This window comes from Tessaracoccus flavus (assembly GCF_001997295.1).
Lineage (GTDB): Bacteria > Actinomycetota > Actinomycetes > Propionibacteriales > Propionibacteriaceae > Arachnia > Arachnia flava.
In genome coordinates this window covers 1128291-1146598 of the sequence record NZ_CP019605.1, presented here as the reverse complement: position 1 = coordinate 1146598, position 18308 = coordinate 1128291, and the positions used below count along the sequence as shown (strand labels likewise).

At 68.5% G+C, this 18308-nt stretch carries 16 protein-coding genes, 2 tRNA genes and 2 pseudogenes; 8 read left to right on the top strand and 12 right to left on the bottom strand.

What is annotated here, in order from left to right:
- The 3 genes from RPIT_RS05160 (at position 1) to RPIT_RS05150 (ending at position 2586) form a co-directional block, all read left to right on the top strand.
- On the top strand, positions 1 to 990 hold the full coding sequence (locus tag RPIT_RS05160) for a beta-ketoacyl-ACP synthase III (RefSeq protein ID WP_077341286.1): 990 nt from the start codon (positions 1 to 3) through the stop codon (positions 988 to 990).
- Positions 991 to 1019: 29 nt separating this feature from the next.
- On the top strand, positions 1020 to 1265 hold the full coding sequence (locus RPIT_RS05155; protein ID WP_077341284.1) for an acyl carrier protein: 246 nt from the start codon (positions 1020 to 1022) through the stop codon (positions 1263 to 1265).
- A 64-nt stretch (positions 1266 to 1329) separates the two neighbouring features.
- A complete protein-coding gene (locus RPIT_RS05150; RefSeq protein WP_077341282.1) occupies positions 1330 to 2586 on the top strand; it encodes a beta-ketoacyl-[acyl-carrier-protein] synthase family protein in 1257 nt (418 codons plus the stop codon).
- Positions 2587 to 2722: 136 nt separating this feature from the next.
- Here the strand turns inward: RPIT_RS05150 and RPIT_RS05145 are convergent, their stop codons facing one another.
- Positions 2723 to 3247 (bottom strand): DUF3145 domain-containing protein, encoded by a 525-nt coding sequence (locus RPIT_RS05145; RefSeq protein ID WP_077341280.1) that lies wholly within the window; start codon positions 3245 to 3247, stop codon positions 2723 to 2725.
- Positions 3248 to 3385: 138 nt separating this feature from the next.
- On the opposite strand from RPIT_RS05145, the gene RPIT_RS05140 reads away from it, so the two are divergent.
- On the top strand, positions 3386 to 5206 hold the full coding sequence (locus RPIT_RS05140) for an alpha/beta hydrolase family protein (protein ID WP_077341278.1): 1821 nt from the start codon (positions 3386 to 3388) through the stop codon (positions 5204 to 5206).
- Positions 5207 to 5210: 4 nt separating this feature from the next.
- Here RPIT_RS05140 and RPIT_RS05135 read toward each other — a convergent pair whose 3' ends face one another.
- The 5 genes and pseudogenes from RPIT_RS05135 to RPIT_RS05115 all read right to left on the bottom strand — a co-directional run.
- Positions 5211 to 5894 carry a YggS family pyridoxal phosphate-dependent enzyme gene (locus tag RPIT_RS05135; protein WP_077341276.1) on the bottom strand — a complete coding sequence of 228 codons (684 nt, stop codon included), beginning with the start codon at positions 5892 to 5894 and terminating at the stop codon, positions 5211 to 5213.
- Positions 5891 to 6862, bottom strand: a complete 972-nt coding sequence (locus RPIT_RS05130; protein WP_077341274.1) for a VWA domain-containing protein — start codon at positions 6860 to 6862, stop codon at positions 5891 to 5893. The genes RPIT_RS05135 and RPIT_RS05130 overlap by 4 nt, the downstream gene beginning before the upstream one ends.
- Complete coding sequence (locus RPIT_RS05125; RefSeq protein ID WP_077344217.1) at positions 6850 to 7818, bottom strand: VWA domain-containing protein; 969 nt, start codon at positions 7816 to 7818, stop codon at positions 6850 to 6852. The genes RPIT_RS05130 and RPIT_RS05125 overlap by 13 nt, the downstream gene beginning before the upstream one ends.
- Positions 7818 to 8810, bottom strand: a complete 993-nt coding sequence (locus RPIT_RS05120) for a DUF58 domain-containing protein (RefSeq protein ID WP_226996383.1) — start codon at positions 8808 to 8810, stop codon at positions 7818 to 7820. The genes RPIT_RS05125 and RPIT_RS05120 overlap by 1 nt, the downstream gene beginning before the upstream one ends.
- Before the next feature lie 102 nt (positions 8811 to 8912).
- Positions 8913 to 9926 (bottom strand): annotated as a pseudogene (locus RPIT_RS05115) (AAA family ATPase); the annotation flags it as partial.
- Between the two features lie 177 nt (positions 9927 to 10103).
- On the opposite strand from RPIT_RS05115, the gene RPIT_RS05110 reads away from it, so the two are divergent.
- Positions 10104 to 11000, top strand: coding sequence for a hypothetical protein (locus RPIT_RS05110; protein WP_077341268.1), 897 nt, complete (start codon positions 10104 to 10106; stop codon positions 10998 to 11000).
- A gap of 61 nt (positions 11001 to 11061) precedes the next feature.
- A tRNA-Ile gene (locus RPIT_RS05105) sits at positions 11062 to 11135 on the top strand.
- Positions 11136 to 11212: 77 nt separating this feature from the next.
- On the opposite strand, the gene RPIT_RS05100 is transcribed toward RPIT_RS05105, so the two are convergent.
- Both RPIT_RS05100 and otsB read right to left on the bottom strand, forming a co-directional pair.
- A complete protein-coding gene (locus tag RPIT_RS05100) occupies positions 11213 to 12208 on the bottom strand; it encodes a hypothetical protein (RefSeq protein ID WP_077341266.1) in 996 nt (331 codons plus the stop codon).
- A gap of 19 nt (positions 12209 to 12227) precedes the next feature.
- Positions 12228 to 13055: a trehalose-phosphatase gene (otsB, locus tag RPIT_RS05095; RefSeq protein ID WP_077341264.1), complete on the bottom strand. Its 828-nt coding sequence runs from the start codon at positions 13053 to 13055 to the stop codon at positions 12228 to 12230.
- 86 nt (positions 13056 to 13141) lie between these two features.
- Here otsB and RPIT_RS05090 point away from each other — a divergent pair.
- A pseudogene (locus tag RPIT_RS05090) lies at positions 13142 to 14535 on the top strand (alpha,alpha-trehalose-phosphate synthase (UDP-forming)).
- A 137-nt stretch (positions 14536 to 14672) separates the two neighbouring features.
- Here RPIT_RS05090 and RPIT_RS05085 read toward each other — a convergent pair.
- Together RPIT_RS05085 and RPIT_RS05080 are read right to left on the bottom strand one after the other, a co-directional pair.
- Positions 14673 to 14748 (bottom strand) — tRNA-Asn (locus RPIT_RS05085).
- Between the two features lie 63 nt (positions 14749 to 14811).
- A complete protein-coding gene (locus RPIT_RS05080; protein ID WP_077341262.1) occupies positions 14812 to 15309 on the bottom strand; it encodes a hypothetical protein in 498 nt (165 codons plus the stop codon).
- Positions 15310 to 15411: 102 nt separating this feature from the next.
- Between RPIT_RS05080 and RPIT_RS05075 the strand changes: the two genes are divergently transcribed.
- Positions 15412 to 16263, top strand: a complete 852-nt coding sequence (locus tag RPIT_RS05075) for a sigma-70 family RNA polymerase sigma factor (protein ID WP_162274500.1) — start codon at positions 15412 to 15414, stop codon at positions 16261 to 16263.
- A gap of 1 nt (position 16264) precedes the next feature.
- Here RPIT_RS05075 and RPIT_RS05070 read toward each other — a convergent pair whose 3' ends face one another.
- Together RPIT_RS05070 and RPIT_RS05065 are read right to left on the bottom strand one after the other, a co-directional pair.
- Entirely contained in the window at positions 16265 to 17860 is a 1596-nt protein-coding gene (locus RPIT_RS05070; protein ID WP_077341258.1) for a solute symporter family protein, read from the bottom strand.
- Complete coding sequence (locus RPIT_RS05065) at positions 17860 to 18222, bottom strand: DUF485 domain-containing protein (protein ID WP_077341256.1); 363 nt, start codon at positions 18220 to 18222, stop codon at positions 17860 to 17862. The genes RPIT_RS05070 and RPIT_RS05065 overlap by 1 nt, the downstream gene beginning before the upstream one ends.
- Positions 18223 to 18308 lie beyond the last annotated feature (86 nt).

Sequence of the window (18308 nt, the reverse complement as noted above, 5' to 3'; positions counted from 1 at the left end):
ATGACCCTCAAGACCTCCACCGGCGCCACCCACGCTCGACTGATGAGCGTGGGCGGAGCCCGCGGCAGCCGCGTCGTCACCAACGACGAGCTGTGCACGATGATCGACTCCACCGACGAGTGGATCACCCAGCGCACCGGCATTAAGGAGCGCCGCTGGGCCGCCGACGGCGAGGACGCGGAGACGCTCGGCCTCGAGGCCGCCTCCAAGGCGATCGAACGGGCCGGGCTGCAGCCCTCCGACATCGACGCCGTCCTGGTGTCGACCGTCTCCCATTTCATGCAGACGCCCGCGCTGGCCTGCATCATCGCCGAAAAGCTCGGGCTGCCCGCGCCTGCGGCGTTCGATCTCTCGGCAGCCTGCGCAGGCTTCTGCTACGGCGTCGGGCTGGCCGAATCGATGGTCCGCTCGGGCTCGGCGCGGCACGTGCTCGTGCTCGGCGTCGAGGTGCTCTCGCGCTACACCGACATCGACGACCGCTCGACCGCCTTCCTCTTCTCCGACGGCGCAGGCGCGGTCGTCATCGGCCCCAGCGACGAGCCGGCGATCGGCCCTACCATCTGGGGTTCGAAGCCGGAGGCGCACGCGGTCATCGAGATCGACGACTGGCGCACCGTCGGCCCCGAGGAGAAGGGCCCGTTCATCCACATGGAGGGTCGCGAGGTCTTCAAGTGGGCCACCACCTCGATCGTGGAGAAGGCAAAGGAGACGCTCGAAGCCTCCGGCCTGACGCCCGACGAGCTCGACTGCTTCATCCCCCACCAGGCGAACAACCGGATCACCGACTCCATGTTGCGCCACCTCAAGCTGCCCGAGGAGGTCGTGGTCGCCCGCGACATCGTCACCATGGGTAATTCGTCTGCGGCATCGATCCCGCTGGCGATGGAAAGCCTGCTCGAATCCGGGCAGGCCAAGAGCGGCGACAGCGCCCTGATCATCGGATTTGGAGCGGGCCTCGTGTTCGCCGGCCAGACCGTGATCCTGCCCTGACCGCACACTCACTAGAGAAGGAGCCAGACATGGCTAGCACTGAAGAGATCCGCGCCGACCTGGCTGAGATCGTCAACGACATCGCCGGCATCGCCACCGAGGACGTCCAGCTCGACAAGTCGTTCGTCGACGACCTCGGCGTGGACTCGCTCTCGATGGTCGAGATCATCTACGGCTGCGAGGACAAGTTCGGCGTCGAGATCCCCGACGAGGACGCCAAGAACCTCAAGACCGTGGGCGACGCCGTCGCCTACATCGAGCGCGCCACCAACTGATCGCGTTGCGGCGGGGCGGATCACGCCCCGCCGCTCCCACTCATCCATCATTTAGAGGAGCCTCATGTCCACCACCGTCGTGATCACCGGCATCGGCGCCACCACCCCTCTCGGTGGTACAGCCCCGTCCACCTGGGAGGCCCTGCTCTCCGGGCGCTCGGGCGTCTCCCTCATCACCGAGGACTGGGCCGCGGACCTGCCCACCCGCATCGCGGCGAGGGCCGCCGTCGAGCCCACCGAGATCATCGACCGCATCGAGGCCCGGAAGCTGGACCGCTCGACGCAGTTGGTCATGGTCGCTGGCCTTGAGGCCTGGGCCGACGCGGGATTCGGGCTCGGCGAGGACAACCCCGTGGACCGAGACCGCCTCGGCGTGTGCAGCGCGACCGGCATCGGCGGCCTGCACTCATTGCTGGGGCAGTGGGATGTCATGAAGGACAAGGGCGTGCGCCGCGTCTCCCCCTTCACCATCCCGATGCTGATGGCCAACGCCCCAGCCGCCAACATCGGCCTGAAGATCGGTGCCCGCGCCGGGATCCACACGCCCATCTCCGCCTGCGCCTCGTCGAACGAGGCGATCTCGCTGGGGCTGGACACGATCCGCCTCGGGCGCGCCGACGTGGTCATGGTCGGCGGCGGCGAGGCCGTCATCCACCCCCTCCCCATCGGCGCCTTCGGCCAGATGCAGGCCCTCTCGCGGCGCAACGACGAACCCGAACGGGCCTCGAGACCCTGGGACGTCGACCGCGACGGGTTCGTCCTCGGCGAGGGCGCGGCGATGCTGGTGCTCGAGACGCTGGAGCATGCACAGGCCCGTGGCGCGAAGATCTACGGCACGCTGCGCGGCGCCGGCATGACCGCCGACAGCCACGACATCGTCCAGCCCGACCCCGAGGGGTACGGGCAGTCGCAGGCCATGGTCAAGGGCCTCCGCGAGGCAGGGCTCAGCGCCTCCGATATCGTCCACGTCAACGCCCACGGCACGTCCACCCCGCAGGGGGACATCACTGAGGCAGGGTCCATCCGTAACGCGCTCGGCCGCGACGTCGAGCACGTGGTGGTCAACTCGACCAAGTCCATGACTGGGCACCTGCTCGGCGGCGCCGGCGCGCTCGAGACGCTCGCCACCGTGCTGGCGCTGAAGAACCGGGTGGTGCCCGGCACGATCAACGTCGACAACATTGAGCCGGACCTCGGCATCGACGTCGCGACCGAGAACCGGCAGCTTCCCGACGGTGACCTCGCCGCGGTCAACAACTCGTTCGGCTTCGGCGGCCACAACGTCGCCGTCGTGGTCACCAACGAGAACATCACGGACTGAGCTGAGCCCTCACCGACGCCAACCGGCACACCAAGACGCCAATCGCAATTCGCTCACACCAGCGAAATACAGCGACGCCCGCGAGATCTCGCGGGCGTCGCTGATTGTCGTTGGCGTGCCGTCGTCCGGGTTGGCGTTAGACGACCTGGTGCAGCCAGCGCACGGGCGCGTCCTCGCTCGCGTGGCGGAAGACGTCGAGCTCCTCGTCCCAGGGGACGCCCAACAGACGTTCGAGCCCCTTGTAGATCGGTTCGCCGCCGAGGGCGTCCGTCGCGACGGCGTGCTTCAGCCGGTCCTCCGGCACGAGGATGTCACCGTGGACGCCGACCACCGCCGAGAAGGCGCCCAGCGACGGGGTGAAGCAGTAGCGCTGACCGTCGCTGCCGGCCGACGGCTCCTCCGTGACCTCGAAGCGCACGCGGCCCAGCTTCTGAAGAGAGCTCGCGATCGCGGCACCGGTCCCGATGGGCGACGCCCACGACAGCTCGGCGCGCTGCGAGCCGCTCTCGGCGGGCTGCGCGGTCCAGGTGAGGGTGGGGCGCCCGTTCAGGGCGGCCCCGATGGCCCATTCGATGTGCGGGCACAGCGCGGCAGGCGCGGAGTGGACGAAGATCATCCCGCGCGCCTGCGAGTTGCTGTTCGTGTCGAGACGAGCAGACATATGGGTACCTCCTGGTCGGGCCGGATTGCCTTCCCCTGCGATCAGGCCCGGCCAGGTGTGACCCCATTGTGCATCACCGGTGGTCCCCGGTGCAATGGCCGACTTGTGCCGCCCCCACGCCGACGGTAGGAAAGAGGCATGCGCCAACCGCTCAGCCTTGACTCAGTCCTCCACTACCCCGACGCCATCTCCCAGGTTCAGGTGACCGGCCAGGGTGTCTTCTGGCTGGCGACGATCGCAGCCGAGGACGGCCGCAGCACCGTCCGGCGGTGGGCCGACGGCGTCGTCACGGACCTCACCCCCGAGGCGTCGGTGCGGTCGCGTGCGATGGAGTACGGAGGCGGGGCGTACAGCGTCGGCGACACGCACGTCGCCTACGTCGACGACCGCACCCGTCGCGTCTGGCTCATCGAGGACGGTCAGCCCCGGCCCGTGACGCCGGAGCAGCAGCGCTTCGTCTATGGCGGTCTGCACCTTGCGGGAGGCAGGCTCCTCGCCGTCCGCGAGGACCACGAGGCCGACCCTGAGCCGCGGACCGAGGTCGTCGAGCTGTCCTTGACCGGCCCGAACGAGGACGGCGGACGGGTCGTCGCCACGGGCGCCGACTTCTACGCGGGAATCGCATCGGCCGGAGCGCAGGTGGCTTGGTACCAGTGGCGCCACCCCGACATGAGCTGGGACACCGCCGAGGTCTGGGTGGCCTCCCTCGACGACCCCACCGACGCCCGTGCCGTCGCCGCGTCGCGCGGCGTGTCGGCCCAGTTCCCACTCTGGCTGGAGGACGGGCGCCTGGCCCATGTGGCCGATGACAACGGGTTCTGGAACTGGCGGATCGACGGCGGGGCTCGCTGGGAGGTCGGCCACGACTGCAGCGGCCCCACCTGGGTGTTGAACCCGGCGGTCGCCTGCGCCGTCGGGAGTGACGAACTGGCCTCCGTGGAGTACGCCGACGGGAGGGGTCGCCTGGCGGTGTGGAACCACTGCACCGGGGCCGTGCGGCACCCACTCCCGGGCACCACCGACATCGACTCGATCGCGACCGACGGTGAGACCATCTACGCCGTCGCGGAGTTCGCCGACCGGCCCCCCTCCCTCGTGGCCATCCGTCGCGACGGCCAGGTCGAGATCATCGACGGCGCACGCGACGCCGTCGCCTCAGCCGTCACCCCCGAGGCGGTGTGGGCCGATGGGCCGGCAGGACCCGTCCACTCCTGGCTGTATCTCCCCGACGCCGCGGCCCCGCCGCTCATCGTCCTCACCCACGGCGGCCCGACCGCCATGACCACCGCGAGCTACGACCCCCAGATCCAGTTCTGGGTGTCGCGTGGCTTCGCGGTGATCGACGTGAACTACTCGGGCTCCACCGGCTTCGGCCGCGCCTACCGCGACCGGCTCCGCGGGCAGTGGGGCGTGCTGGACGTCGCCGACGCCGAGGCCGCCGTGCGCGCCGTCAGCGACCGCATCGATCCGCGTCGGGTGGCGATCACCGGCGGCAGCGCCGGCGGCTTCACCACCCTGAAGTCGCTCGTCAGCTCCGACGTGTACGCGGCCGGTATCAGCCGCTACGGCATCGGCTACCTCCCGACGCTGGCCACCGACACCCACAAGGCCGAGTCGCGCTACCTCGACGGTCTGGTCGCCCCGTGGCCGGAGGGGCGCGACGTGTATGAGGCCCGCTCCCCCATCAACCACCTCGAGAGCCTCTCGACTCCCATGCTCATCCTGCAGGGCCTGGACGACAAAGTGGTGCCGCCAAACCAGGCAGAGCAGATGGCGCAGGCCGTACGACAGGCGGGGCTTCCGGTGGCGCTGGTGATGTTCGACGGCGAGGGCCACGGCTTCCGCACCATGGCCGCGCGCAGGCAGAGCCTGGAATCTCAGGTGTCGTTCCTCGAACAGGTCTTCGGAATGCCGCACAGCCCCGACGTCCCGCGTCTGGAGATCGAGAACCTGGGCTAGCCCGCTACCCGCGCGGTCCGAAGATCGCGGTGCCGAGGCGCACGGTCGTCGCCCCGTGCTCGATGGCGATCGGGAAGTCTCCGGACATGCCCATGCTCAGTTCGTCCCAGCCACCGCCGGTGGTGTCGCGCAGCGCGGCCTGAACAGCGGCCAGGGTGGCGAAGCAGGCGGCCACGACGGCACGGTCGGGGCTGTTGACCGCCATCGTCATGAGCCCCATCGGTACGAGCGCATCGAGCCCCGCGAGCTGCTTGGCGAACTCCGGTGCCTCACTGGGCTCGATCCCGCCCTTCTGCGGCTCCCCGGAGGTGTTCACCTGAACGAGGACGGGCAGCCGGCGGCCGAGGCCTTGCAGACGTCGCTGCAGCGCGGTGGCGAGTCGGAGCGAGTCGAGGGAGTGCAGCTCGGCGGCCAGCTCCGCGACCTGCTTGGCCTTGTTGGTCTGGACGCGGCCGATGACGGCGAACCCGATCCCCTCGCCGGCGAGGGCTTCGGATTTCTCCGCCATCTCCTGCACCCGGTTCTCACCGAACAGCGCGTACCCGGCGCGGTGTGCCTCCCGGATCTGGTCGATCCCGTGGTACTTCGAGACCGGCAGCAGCGTGACCGACGACGGGTCCCGCCCCGCCGCGCGGCAGGCGTCGTCGATCCGCGTCCGGACGCTGCGGAGGTTCTCGGTGACCGTCACGGCCACCTCGCGCCCAATGAGATGACCCCGAGGGCCGACAACACCGCGAAGACGATGGCGAGACCGGCGTACCGGTCCGTCACCTCAGCCGGCACCCGCTCCGTGCCGACGGACCGGCGGATGGCCTCGTAGGTCTCGCGCAACTGGCCGCTGCTCTCGGCGGAGTACTTCTGGCCGCCCGAGAGCCGGGCGAGTTCGGACAGCTCCCAGTGGTCGACGGAGACGCGCTGCCGCTGCCCGTCCTGCTCGACGTACGCGTTGGGGCCATCCGTGCCGTAGGCGATCGTGTAGACCGGCACGCCTGCGGCCTTCGCGGCCTCCGCGGCGCCGGCGGAGCTGCGCCCGATGTTGGTGGCGCCGTCGGACAGCAGGACGATCGCGGCCGGGGGTACGGCCTCGGGGTCGTCGGGATCCGGCGGCACCTGTCGGAGCGCTTCGAGGCTGCGGTAGACGCCCTCCCCGACGGCGGTGGAGGGGGCCAGTTGAAAGGCATCGATCGCCCGGGCGACGGCCCCGCGGTCCACGGTGGGCGGTACTGCGATGTCCGGGGTCCCGGCGAAGGTCACGAGCGCCACGTTGAAGCGCTCCGGAAGCGAATCCACGAAGGCCTTGGCCGACGTCTGAGCCGCCACCAGCCGGTTGGGGTCGATGTCCTCGGCCTCCATCGACCATGACACGTCGACGGCGACGACGATCGTCGCCCGATCTCGGGGCTTGTTCACGTAGTCCATGGGGATCGCCCAGGCGACAATGAGGGCGCCCAAGCTGAGCAGCGCCAGCAGCACCGCCCCGTGGCGCTTCCAGGCGGCGTCCTTCGGGACCACCAGCCGCAGCCGCGAACTCATCGGCCGCGGCGTCGTGCGGCCGGACAGGACGACGTAGAGCGCGGCGATGAGCACGATGATCAGCAGGGCCCACAGCCGGTTGGGAGCCATGAACTCCAGCGCCAGCGGGGTCATCGTGGCCACCTCGCCGCCATCATGACGGCCCCCAGCGCTGCGACGACGGCGAAGCCGAGCGCGAAGAACGCGTACTGGGCGGTGATCGGCTTGCGGACCTCTTCGTAGCCCACTACCGAGCCGATGTCGCGGTAGGCGTCGTTCAGCGACGCGACGTCGTCGGCCTGGACGGACTCCCCGCCGGTGGCCCGCGCGATCTCCCGGAGCGCCTCGACGTCGGGCGCCACGTTCTCGCGCTGCCCGTCGATGTCCACGAATCCATTCTGCGTGCCGTAGGCAATCGTGTAGATGGGGACGTCCCGCTCGGCCGCGGCCGCCGCGGCGGCTGCGGGCTCCGGGCCCTCGGTGTTCGTGCCGTCGGAGAGCATGACAATCATGGCGGGCGCGGGTTCGTCCTCATCGTCGCCCGCGGGGGCCTGGTCGACGGCGCGCAGCGCCGACGTGATCGACTCCCCGATCGCAGTGCCGTCGGACAGTTCCATGGCGCCGATGGCGCGCTCGATCGCGCCGCGGTCCGTCAGCGGCGGCGCGACGATGGAGGGCGAACCCGACATCGAGACCACCGCGACGTTGTAGCTGGTCGGCAGTCCCTGGACGAAGTCCGTCGCCGCCTGCTTCGCGGCGCTCAACCGGTTGGGGGCGACGTCGTCGGCGGACATGGACAACGAGACGTCGATGACCATGACGACGGTGGCGCGCTCCCGCGGCTGCTTCTCCGTCCCCAGCGGGTTGGCGTACGCCAACGCGAGCGCCACGAGAGAACAGAGCGACATCGCGACGGCCAGGTGTCTGGTCCAGCGACGCTGCGACCCGACCACGCGACCGAGGACGCCGGTGTTCGTGAACCGCAGCGCGACCCTGCCCTTCAGCCTGAGCAGGATGAGGTAGATGACGATCAGCGCCGGCAGGAGCAGCAGCCACCACAGCCGCTCGGGATTCTGGAACTCCGGAACCCAGCCCCACATCACTTGCTCACCCCTTGGGGCGGCTGGTGCAGCATGTTGGCGACCCGCCGGTAGTTGAGCACGAAGCGGGCGATGTCGGCCACCCAGTCGCGGTCGGTCCGGAGCTGGATGTGACCGGCCCCGGCGCGGCGCAGGGCGACCTTGATCCGCTCGCGCTGGGCGCGGGTGGCCGCGTCCATGCGACGACGGGCGGCGTCGTCGGACGTGTTGATGTAACGCGAGAAGTCGGTCTCCGGGTCGCGGATGAGCATCTCGCCGACGTCGGGGAACTCAACCTCGTGGCGGTCCACGACCTCGACACACAACACCTGGTTGCGCACCGCCAGGCGCCGAACGGCACGTTCCCAGGCGGGCGGCACGTTGGGATCGAGCTCCGCGTCGCCGGGGGTGAGGAAGTCAGAGACGATCACGCGCATCCCCCGCCGGCGCTGCGAGCGGGTCATCTGCTCGATCCCGTCCTCGAGCTGCAGGTCGCCCTCGGCGTGGTCGGGAACGATGGGCTCGGTCAGCATCTTGCGCAGCAACCCGTACAGGGCGGTGCGTCCGGACCTCGCGGGGAGTCGCTTGACCTGGTCGGGCAGCATCATCATGCCCCCGAACCGGTCGCCCATCTTCTGGCTGAGGAAGCCGATCGTTGCGATGGCCGCGATCCCGAGGTCGCGCTTGGTGACGCCCTCGGTGCCCCAGTTCATCGACGGCGTCACGTCCAGCAGGGCCCAGATCTCCAGTTCGCGGTCGGCCATGGTGTCTCGGACGTGCGGCACCGTGGTGCGGGCGGTGACGGCCCAGTCCATCTTGCGCACGTCGTCCTGGCCCGGTTGGTAGACGCGGGCGTCGTTGGTGTCCGAACCAGCGCCGGGCAGGAGCCCGAGGTGGTCGCCGTGGAGAAAGCCCTCGAGTCTGCGGACGATCGTCAGCTCCAGGCGGCGAAGCGCGGCCTCGGGCGCCAGCCTGTTGAGCGGGATCGTCGGGCCCGACGGGGGCCTGAGCACGGACCACTCGGCGCCGGTCTTGTCGTCGGGCGTGGGGAGCGGCGGCCCGCTGGGAGGGCCGTTGAGGGTGAAGTCGGGTTGGGTCACCGGGATCAGGGTCTGCTACGAGCGGCCCGGCTGGTGGGCGTGGGCCTCATGGCTCGCCTGCCGCTGCTGCTCATTCCACACGGGCGTCGGGGCCGGCACCATCGCGAGGATGCGCTCCACGACGTCGGCTGTCGACACGTTGTCCGCCACAGCGTCGAAGCCCAGAACGATGCGGTGGCTCATGACATCCTTCGCGACGGCCTGGACGTCGGTGGGCAGGACGTAGTCCCTGCCGTTGATGAGCGCCAGCGCACGCGCGGCGGCGACGAGACCCAGCGTCGCTCTGGGCGAACAGCCGATCTGGATGACTCCTTCGAGGTCCGGCATGCCGAACTCCGACGGGGTGCGCGACGCCAGCACGAGCCGAACGATGTACTCGGCCACGAGGTTGTGGACGAAGACGTTGGAGGCCATGTCCTGCAGATGCCGGACGAGCGACGGGTTGAGCACCCGTTCCGCCTCCGGCGGGGACACACTCATCCGGCGCAGAATCTCCAGTTCCTCGTTGCCGCGCGGGTAGGGGACGTCTACCTTCACGAGGAATCGGTCGCGCTGGGCCTCCGGTAGCGGGTAGACGCCCTCGGACTCGATCGGGTTCTGCGTGGCGATGACGATGAAAGGCTTCGGTGCGGGGTACGTCACGCCGCCAATGGACACCTGCTTCTCCGCCATGAGCTCCAACATGGCCGACTGCACCTTGGCAGGAGCACGGTTGATCTCGTCGGCGAGGACGAAGTTGACGAAGACCGGGCCGAGTTCGATCTCGAAGGTCTCGGATTTCGCGGAGTAGATCCGCGTGCCGACGATGTCCGAGGGCACCAGGTCGGGGGTGAACTGGACGCGGGCGAAGTCGCCGCCCACCACGGTCGCGAACGAGCGGACCGCGAGCGTCTTCGCGACACCCGGGACGCCCTCGAGGAGGCAGTGGCCCTTGGCCAGGAGCGCCACCATCAGTTGCTGGACCATGTGTTCCTGACCGACGATGACGCGCTGCACCTGGCTGATCGCCTTGCCCAGCAGTTGGGCCGCGTCGGCCACGCCCCCGGGCAGGGGCTGCTCTTCGATCGGCGTAGTGCTCACGCGCGGACTCCTTGGTTAGCTCGATGGACCCGCGCTCTACGATAGCGCCCCTCTCCGACCGTCCCAGGTCTTTGCCAGGGCGCCGGATGAGCGTAGGAGTTGGCCGTCGTGGTTTGATTGGTGGCGATGACGCAGCAGGAAAATCCGCAGCCGGGGCCGGACGGGCACGCCGCCGTACCGGCGCCGCTGGCCGCCCATTTCCCACTGCGGGAGGCCGATCCTCTCAAGGTCGGCGATTTCTGGCTCGACTCCCGGTTGACCGCCGGTCCGGCCGGGGTGACGTTCAGCGCGCACGAGGACGGCGGCGACTCCGTCATGCTGATGCTCCTCTCGGAGGGCGCCGCCGCCGACCCAGCCGCGCGGGCCCGGTTCTCGGGCGAGATCAACGCCATGCACATCGACACCGTGGTGGCGCGCGGAGGCGAGGGCCAGCAGGACGGCAGGATGGGCGTGCGGTACCGCGATTCCGCCGCAGCACCGCAGTTGGGGCAGCACTCTGCGCAGGCGCCGTGGGCGGCACTCGCGTTCGACGGTTCACTCGCCGCGGTCCAGGAGGCTGACCGAGTCCTTCAGGCGATCGACCTGTCGCGCACTCCCCCGTTGAGCGAACCGTCAGGCCCGGACTACCGGCTGCACTGGATCGACAAGACCGCGCCCGGCCCCAGCCGTCAGTGGCCGCTGGCCTGGCCCACCCGCAAGGATCGCGCCGGCTGGATCACGGTGCTGACGAGCTTCCTGCTCATGGTCCTGCTGACGTTCCTGGCGCTGCTGCTGGCGATTCTCGTCTTCCAGAACCAGCCGCCGGTGAATGCCCCACAACCGATTCCGTCGCCGGCCAGTGGCGAGGGGTCTGGATCTGGCGAGCCCCAATCGGGGGAGCCGAGTCAAAGCGGTGAGGGCAGTGGCTCGCCCGAGCCCTCGCCCGGGCAGGATGGCGGCCCCTACTCGGACAGCCCGTCGATGAACCAGCCGAGCGGTGACCAGACGGGTCCAGGCGCTCCCTCTCCGAACCCCCGTCTCTAGGGTTCAGCGCAACCAGGCACCCAGCAGGGACGGCGGGCTCGCGCTAGTCTGGACCCGCTTCGGGGCGTTAGCTCAGCCGGTTAGAGCAGCGGACTCATAATCCGCCCGTCGCGGGTTCGAGCCCCGCACGCCCCACCGCACCACGCAGCCCTGCCTCCCGGACGGCGACGCCATCGAGGAGGCAGGGCTGGTGTTCTGCGCACTGCGGTCAGCTATCGGGACCTCTTCCCGTTCGCCTTGCCCTTGCCGTTGCCCTTGGTGGGGGCTGCGTCGGTGACCGTTCCGGGCTTGAGTTGATCCACCGCCACGTCCGAGCGCCACACGCTGCCGCGGTCCCCGCCCAGGTAGATCACAGAATCACGCACCGCGATCGAGTGGAATCCAGGGCCGGCGTTCCCAATCACCTCGAAGCTCTTCACGTCGGAGGTCCGCTTGATGAGCCCGTCGCTGTACAGCACGTAGAGGTGACCGGACTGGTCGTCGACGTAGAAGTCGAGGACGTTGACCGTGAACCCGGTTGCCGGATCCGAGCGCGAGAACCCATCCACATAGGTGGCGAGCTTGGATCCGCTGAACGAGGAGATCGTGGTACTTCCCGAGACGATGTTGTCCTTGAACTCGACCGTCCTGTTGGGGAACAGGGAACCGATCCGGCTCTCCCTGATGGACGACCAGGACCCGCGGCTCAACACCTCGGTCTGTTGATACAGGCCTGCGGTGTGGTGGGCCGAGGTGTAGACCTTGCCTCCGGCGGCAACCCCCCAGTAAAACCGCGTCCAGTCGGTTGTGTTCTCCGGTCTGGTGGTCAGGGATTCCGCGAACGACTTCCCGCCGTCGGTCGACGTCAGAACCCGGCGTGAGTTGAACGTGTGGATGTCAGACCCGTTGAGGGCGACGTCGAACGTGTGGATCTGGCCCGTGCCGTCATCGACGAACCGCCAGGCCCCACCTTGATCGGTCACGTAGCCGGATCGGCCGGTCCTCGTGGCGCCGGTAGCGGCTTTTCCGGAGGGATCGGTGGTGGGGAGGTAGAGCGAACCGTCTGGCCCTTTGCGGATGACGTCATTCGCCTCGCTGCCGGTGAAGAAGATCGGACCCCACGTCATCGTCGACACGTCCAGCGGCACGACTGCGGTCCGGCCGTCCGGGTGGCCCGCCGTGTCGGTGTTGTTGTTCCAGTCACCGTAGCCTCGGCGCCCATCTGTCAACTAATGGGTGTTGACGAGATCAATTCAGTCGGTTGGCCAGCTCGGCGAGCCAGTCCGCTACTCCCTGGGGGCCCTCGGCGAGGACGTCGGCATGCCGCGCCACTTCTGGCTGCTCGTCCGAACCGCTCACCACGGCGCACGTCACCACGCCGCGCCCTCGTAGCTCAGCGAGTGCTTCGAAGGCCGGCAGGTCTCCCAGGTCGTCGCCGCAGAAGGCGACGGCGGTGGCGCCCATGCCGTCGGCGAGCTCCAACAGCGCCTGCCCCTTGGTGGTCGACGACGCCCGAATCTCCAAGACGTTGCGCCCCGGTTCCAGCACAAGCCCACGCTCCTCCGCGAGGGTACGGAGCTTCGGTTTGAGATCCCGGAACGCGCCGTCGGGATCATCGCTGCGCCGGGTGTGGATCCCCAGCGCCCTCCCCTTGTCCTCGACCGTCACGCCGCGGTACGGGCACTCGGCGACGAGGCGATCCACCTCGGCACGAACGGCCTGCACCTCCGACGGGACCTCCGGGGAGGTCTCCTCCCCCGTCGCCGCATCCCAGCGCTCGACACCGTACTGGCCGAGGACCACCAGATTGTCGAGCCCTCGACGGCCCTGCAGCTGCCCCAGATCACGGACCACTGCCACTCCACGGCCGGTGATGATGGCGATCTTCCCTACCCGAGGCCCCAGATCGCCCAGCGCCTCGGCCGCAGGCTCGTAGAAGCGCGAGTCGAGCGGGTCCTCAACGATCGGGGCAAGCGTGCCGTCGAAGTCCAGCGCGAGCAGCACCCCCTCGGAGGATGCCGCAGCGGCGTTGAGGAACTCGGTCGCATGGGGGGTCACGGATCGCCAGGTGCTCATGCATCCACAATGCCATGCGCAAGTGCCTAGGTGTCCCCGTGCTGCCCAGAGCAACTCGGTAGGGTGGGAGCGAATCAGGAGGACACATGACCGAGACTGCAAGTTTCGTGGTGGTGGCCAACAGGCTGCCCGTTGATCGAGTGACGAACGAGGGTGGACAGACCGATTGGCGCACTTCCCCGGCGGCCTGGTGACCGCGTTGGAGCCCGTCATGCGGCAGCGCGGTGGAGCCTGGGTCGGCTGGCACGGCGCTCCGGACGAGATCATCGACGGGTTCGAGCACGACGGCTACTCGATCGTCCCGGTGCCGCTGAGCTCCGAGGAGTACGAGGAGTACTACGAGGGATTCTCCAATGCCACTCTGTGGCCGCTCTACCACGACACGGTCGCTTTTCCGGAGTTCCACCGCGAGTGGTGGGACTCCTACCGCGCGGTCAACCGTCGCTTCGCCGTCGCCGCCGCCGAAGCCGCCGCAGAGGGCGCCACGGTCTGGGTGCAGGACTACCAGCTTCAGCTCGTCCCGCAGATGCTGCGCGAACTCCGCCCCGATCTGAAGATCGGGTTCTTCCTGCACATCCCCTTCCCGCCGGTGGAGATCTTCTCCCAGCTCCCCTGGCGCCGCGAGATCCTCGAGGGGCTGCTGGGCGCCGACCTCGTCGGCTTCCAGGTCCCTGGCGGGGCGTCGAATTTCCTCAGGCTTGTGCGGACCCGGACCAACCGGAAGATCGAGCGCGACACCGTCCGAGTGGATGGAAACCACACGTGCGTCGCGCGCGCCTACCCCATCTCCATCGACACGCAGGGCTTCGCCGACCTGGCCGAATCCCCCGAGGTGATTGCCGAGGCCGAGGCGCTGCGGGAGGAACTGGGCAACCCGAAGCAGATCCTCCTCGGCGTCGACCGCCTCGACTACACCAAGGGGCTCAGGCAGCGCATCCGTGCGATCGGGGAGCTCTTCCAGGAGGGGAAGCTCGACCCGAGCGAGACCGTGTTCCTGCAGGTGGCAACGCCGTCGAGGGAGCGGGTCGAGGAGTACAAGCGTCTCCGCGACGACATCGACCTGCTGGTCGGCCGCATCAACTCCGAGGTCGGCGGGGTCGGCCGCCCCGCGATCGTCTACCGGCACGCCGGCTACCCGCGATCGACGATGGCGGCCATGTACCGCATCGCGGATGTGATGGTGGTCACCCCCCTGCGGGACGGGATGAACCTCGTCGCGAAGGAGTACGTCGCCTGCCACCCCAGCACGAACGGCGCGCTGGTGCTGAGCGAGTTCGCCGGAGCTGCCCTGGAACTCAAGCAGGCCTATCTCGTCAACCCCTACGACCTCAACGGCATGAAGGCTGCTCTCATGCAGGCGGCCACCGATCCCGTGCGGACGAGGCAACGCCGCATGCGGGCGTTGAAGAAGCAGGTCGAGACCTACACGATCGACCGCTGGGCGGAGGACTTTCTCGGCGACCTCGACGCGCTGTCCTGATGAGGCTCGGGTCATCCTGACCGGGTGAGGGACCGCTCGGCGCACGGTCTCAGCGAGGAAACACGCTGAGCACTGCGCTCGAGCGGTCCCTCACCCTGGCCAGAAAAAACAAACCCCCTCAGGGAGGGGGTTTGGGTTGGCTCCCCGGACTGGACTCGAACCAGTAACCCTCTGATTAACAGTCAGATGCTCTGCCAATTGAGCTACCAGGGATTAGCGTTCCCACGCGATGTAGAACGTTAGCAGACCGTGGCCGGGCGATGCCAATCGCGCTGGCTAGAGGTATTCCCCGGCCAGGCGGTCGGTCTCCTCGACCACGAGTTGCTTCGTTGCCGGGTCGTTGAGGTCCGCCCCACCGGATGGCACGGCGTACCAGTGGATGGTGGGGTCGCTGCCGAGGCCGCGACGACCCACAATCTGGACCTGGCCGCGTTGCGCATCCACCACCGAGGTCACCAACGTCGACGCCTGGACCCGCTCGCGGAAGAGGTCAGGCAGCCGTCCCACCTCGTCGAGGGCCGCCTCGAAGCGCTCCCCCGTCACCGTGCGCCAGCGAAACACCTTCGCCTCACCGTTCCAGGAGCCGCTGCCCACCTCTTCCCACCGCCAGACCCGCCACTGATCACCGCGGCGCAGAGCCAGGTGCTCACGCGTCCCCACCAGCGAGACACGGTCGCCGGATCCGGCCGCGAGGACGTCCGCGCGCGCTCCGAGGACTTCCGTCAGTCCTGTGAGGTCGGCGGAGGGGGCGGCGGAACGCTTGAAGATCGACATGGCTCCATCATGCCCGGCTCTGTCAAGGACCGACAGGCGGAAGTTATCCACAGTGAGCCGATTGGGCCTCCTCCTGCCCCACTCGCCCTGCACGCTGACGGCATGCACATTTCATCGCAGACGCTGCCCACCGTGGTCATCGGAGGCCGTGACGAGGCCATCGGACGAGCGATCGAGGCAGGGGTGTACGCGGAGCATCTTCTCGCCACCCACTCGTCGAATCACGACTGGGAGTCGCTCGAGGCCGTCGCGCGGCGCGGACGCGAGGCCGCGGAGCTGTTCTGGTGGGTCGGGGTGAAGATGGCGATGCAGGCCGCGGGCTCCCACGCTCAGCGCACCGGAGCCCCGGTGGAAGAGCTCTTCCAGGACGCCTGCCTCGCCGTCGCCGAGGCTATCCGCCGGTTCGACCACTCGCGGGGCACCCGGTGGACGACCCTGGTGCACACGCGCATCAAGCACGCCCTCCTGGACGCCAGTGAGTACAGGGTGGGTCTCGCAGCATCGTCCAGGGCCGACCGGCGGGCGGCGCACCGCGCCTCTCGGCTGGCCGACGACCTCGCGGCGGAGGGTGTCAGCGTCGGCCTCGCTCGGGCGGCCGAGGCCGCAGGGGTATCGGCCGCGGCGGTCACCCGTGCCAAGACCCGGCTGGTCAGCATCGACGACGTGCAGGAGGCCGACCTATCGTCCGGGGTTGACGACGTCGCCCACGCCGGGCCCGGCGTGGACTTCCTCGACCTTCTCGAACCGCATCACCGCCAGGTCCTCGAGCTGCGCTTCGGCATCGGATGTGAGCCGCTGACGCTCGCCGAGACCGCCCGGAGACTCAGGGCGACAACGTCGACCATTCACCGTTGGGAGAAGGAGGCCATCGGGGCGGCAAGAGATGTCCTGGATCGGGAGCGGACGACGGCGGCGCCCCAACGGGGCGCCGCCGCCTGGCGAGTGGGTGCCTAGCTCAGTGCGAGATCGCCTCGCCAGCGCCTGCTCCCGTCATGGAGCGGACCTCCATCTCGGTCGCGAACTCATCGTTGCCGGTGGACCTCGACGTGACCGTGCCGATGTAGCCCGCCAGGAACGCCAAGGGCACGCTCACCAGCGCCGGGTTGGTGAGCGGGAAGAACGCGAAGTCGACGCCCTCGCCCAGCATCGCCGACGGCGCGCCGGAAATGGCGGGCGAGAAGATGATCAACAGCGTGGCCGAGATGAGCCCCGTGTAGATGGACCACACCGAACCGCGCGTCGTGAAGCGCTTCCAGTACAGCGTGTAGAGGATCGAGGGCAGGTTCGCCGAGGCGGCGACCGCGAAGGCCAGGGAGATGAGGAACGCGATGTTCTGCCCGTTGGCAAGGATGCCGCCGAGAATGGCCAGCACACCGACGACCACTGACGTCACCCGGGCCACCTTGACCTCCTGGGCCGGGTCGGCCTTGCCATCCTTGAGGATGGAGTTGTAGACGTCGTGCGCGAACGAGGCCGACGCGGTGATGGTGAGGCCCGCCACGACGGCGAGGATCGTGGCGAACGCCACGCCGGAGATGACACCCATGAAGATCTCACCGCCGAGTTCCAGCGCGAGCAGAGGTGCGGCCGAGTTCTGCTTCCCGGGCGCCGCCATGATCGTCTCCTGGCCGACCAACTTCGCCGCGCCGAGCCCAAGCACCAGCGTGAACAGGAAGAACACGCCGACGAGGATGATCGCCCACACGGCCGACCGGCGGGCCTCCTTGGCCGTCGGAACCGTGTAGAAGCGCATGAGCACGTGAGGCAGACCCGAGGGCCCGAGGATCAGCGCGATGGACAGGGACACGAAGGACAACTTCGTCCAGATGCTGGTGCCGTACTGCTCCATGGGGCGCAACAACTCGTTGCTGGCCGCCTCCTGTGCCGACAGCGCGAGTTGGTTGAGGTTGAAGGCGTCCCCCATGAGCACGAGGAACGTCATCACTCCAGCGCCCGACACCAGTAGTACCGCCTTGATCATCTGCACCCACGTGGTGCCCTTCATGCCGCCGATCAGCACGTAGCCGACCATCAGCACGCCCACCAGAGCGATCACCACACCCTGCATGGCGGGGTCGGTCACCCCTAGGAGCAGGGCGACGAGGCCTCCCGCACCCGCCATCTGGGCGAGCAGGTAGAGAAGTGAGATGACGAGCGTGGAGGTGGCCGCCGCGGTCCGGACGGGCTTCTGCTCCATCCGGAAGCTCAACACGTCAGCCATCGTGTACTTGCCGGTGTTGCGCATCGGCTCGGCGACGAGGTAGAGCGCCAGCAGCAGCGCCACGAAGAACCCGACGGAGTAGAGGAAGCCGTCGTACCCGTAGAGTGCGATCGCCCCCGTGACGCCCAGGAAGGCGGCGGCCGAGAGGTAGTCGCCCGTGATGGCCAGACCGTTCTGGCGCCCGGAGAACTTCGCCCCGCCCGTGTAGAAGTCGGTGGCCTTGGTCTTCTGGCGGCTCACCACGATCACGACAGCCATCGTCGCCACGACGAAGAAGGCGAAGACTGCGATGTTGATCCAGGGATTGCCGTAGCTGGTCTCGAGGAGCATCACACGGCCCCCTTCGCAACGAGCTCGTCCTTGATCTCCGCGGAGATCGGGTCAAGGCGGGTGTTGGCGTAGTTGACGTAGATGGCCGTCCAGATCCAGACGATGGCGAACTGGAGGAACCCGATCATCAAGCCCGTGTTGAGACCCGCCATGCCCAGGAAGGGCTGAGCCATGAAGTCCTCGGCGAAGACTGACAGGAGGACGAACGTGAAGTAAGAGACGAGACCCGCCAGCGTCATCGGGAAGGCGAAGTTGCGGAAGCTGGAGCGCAGCTTCAGGTACTGGGGGGTTTCCGCGACGGACACAAACGCCTGACGCGATTCGGTGGGATCCAACGGATCCGCAATACGGCCTTGGGACATGTTTCTCCTGAAGGTCGGCGAGACCACGATGTCTCGACATGAAGAGAGATTAAGCAATTGCAGTGAGCGAATGCAAACTGGGCCTT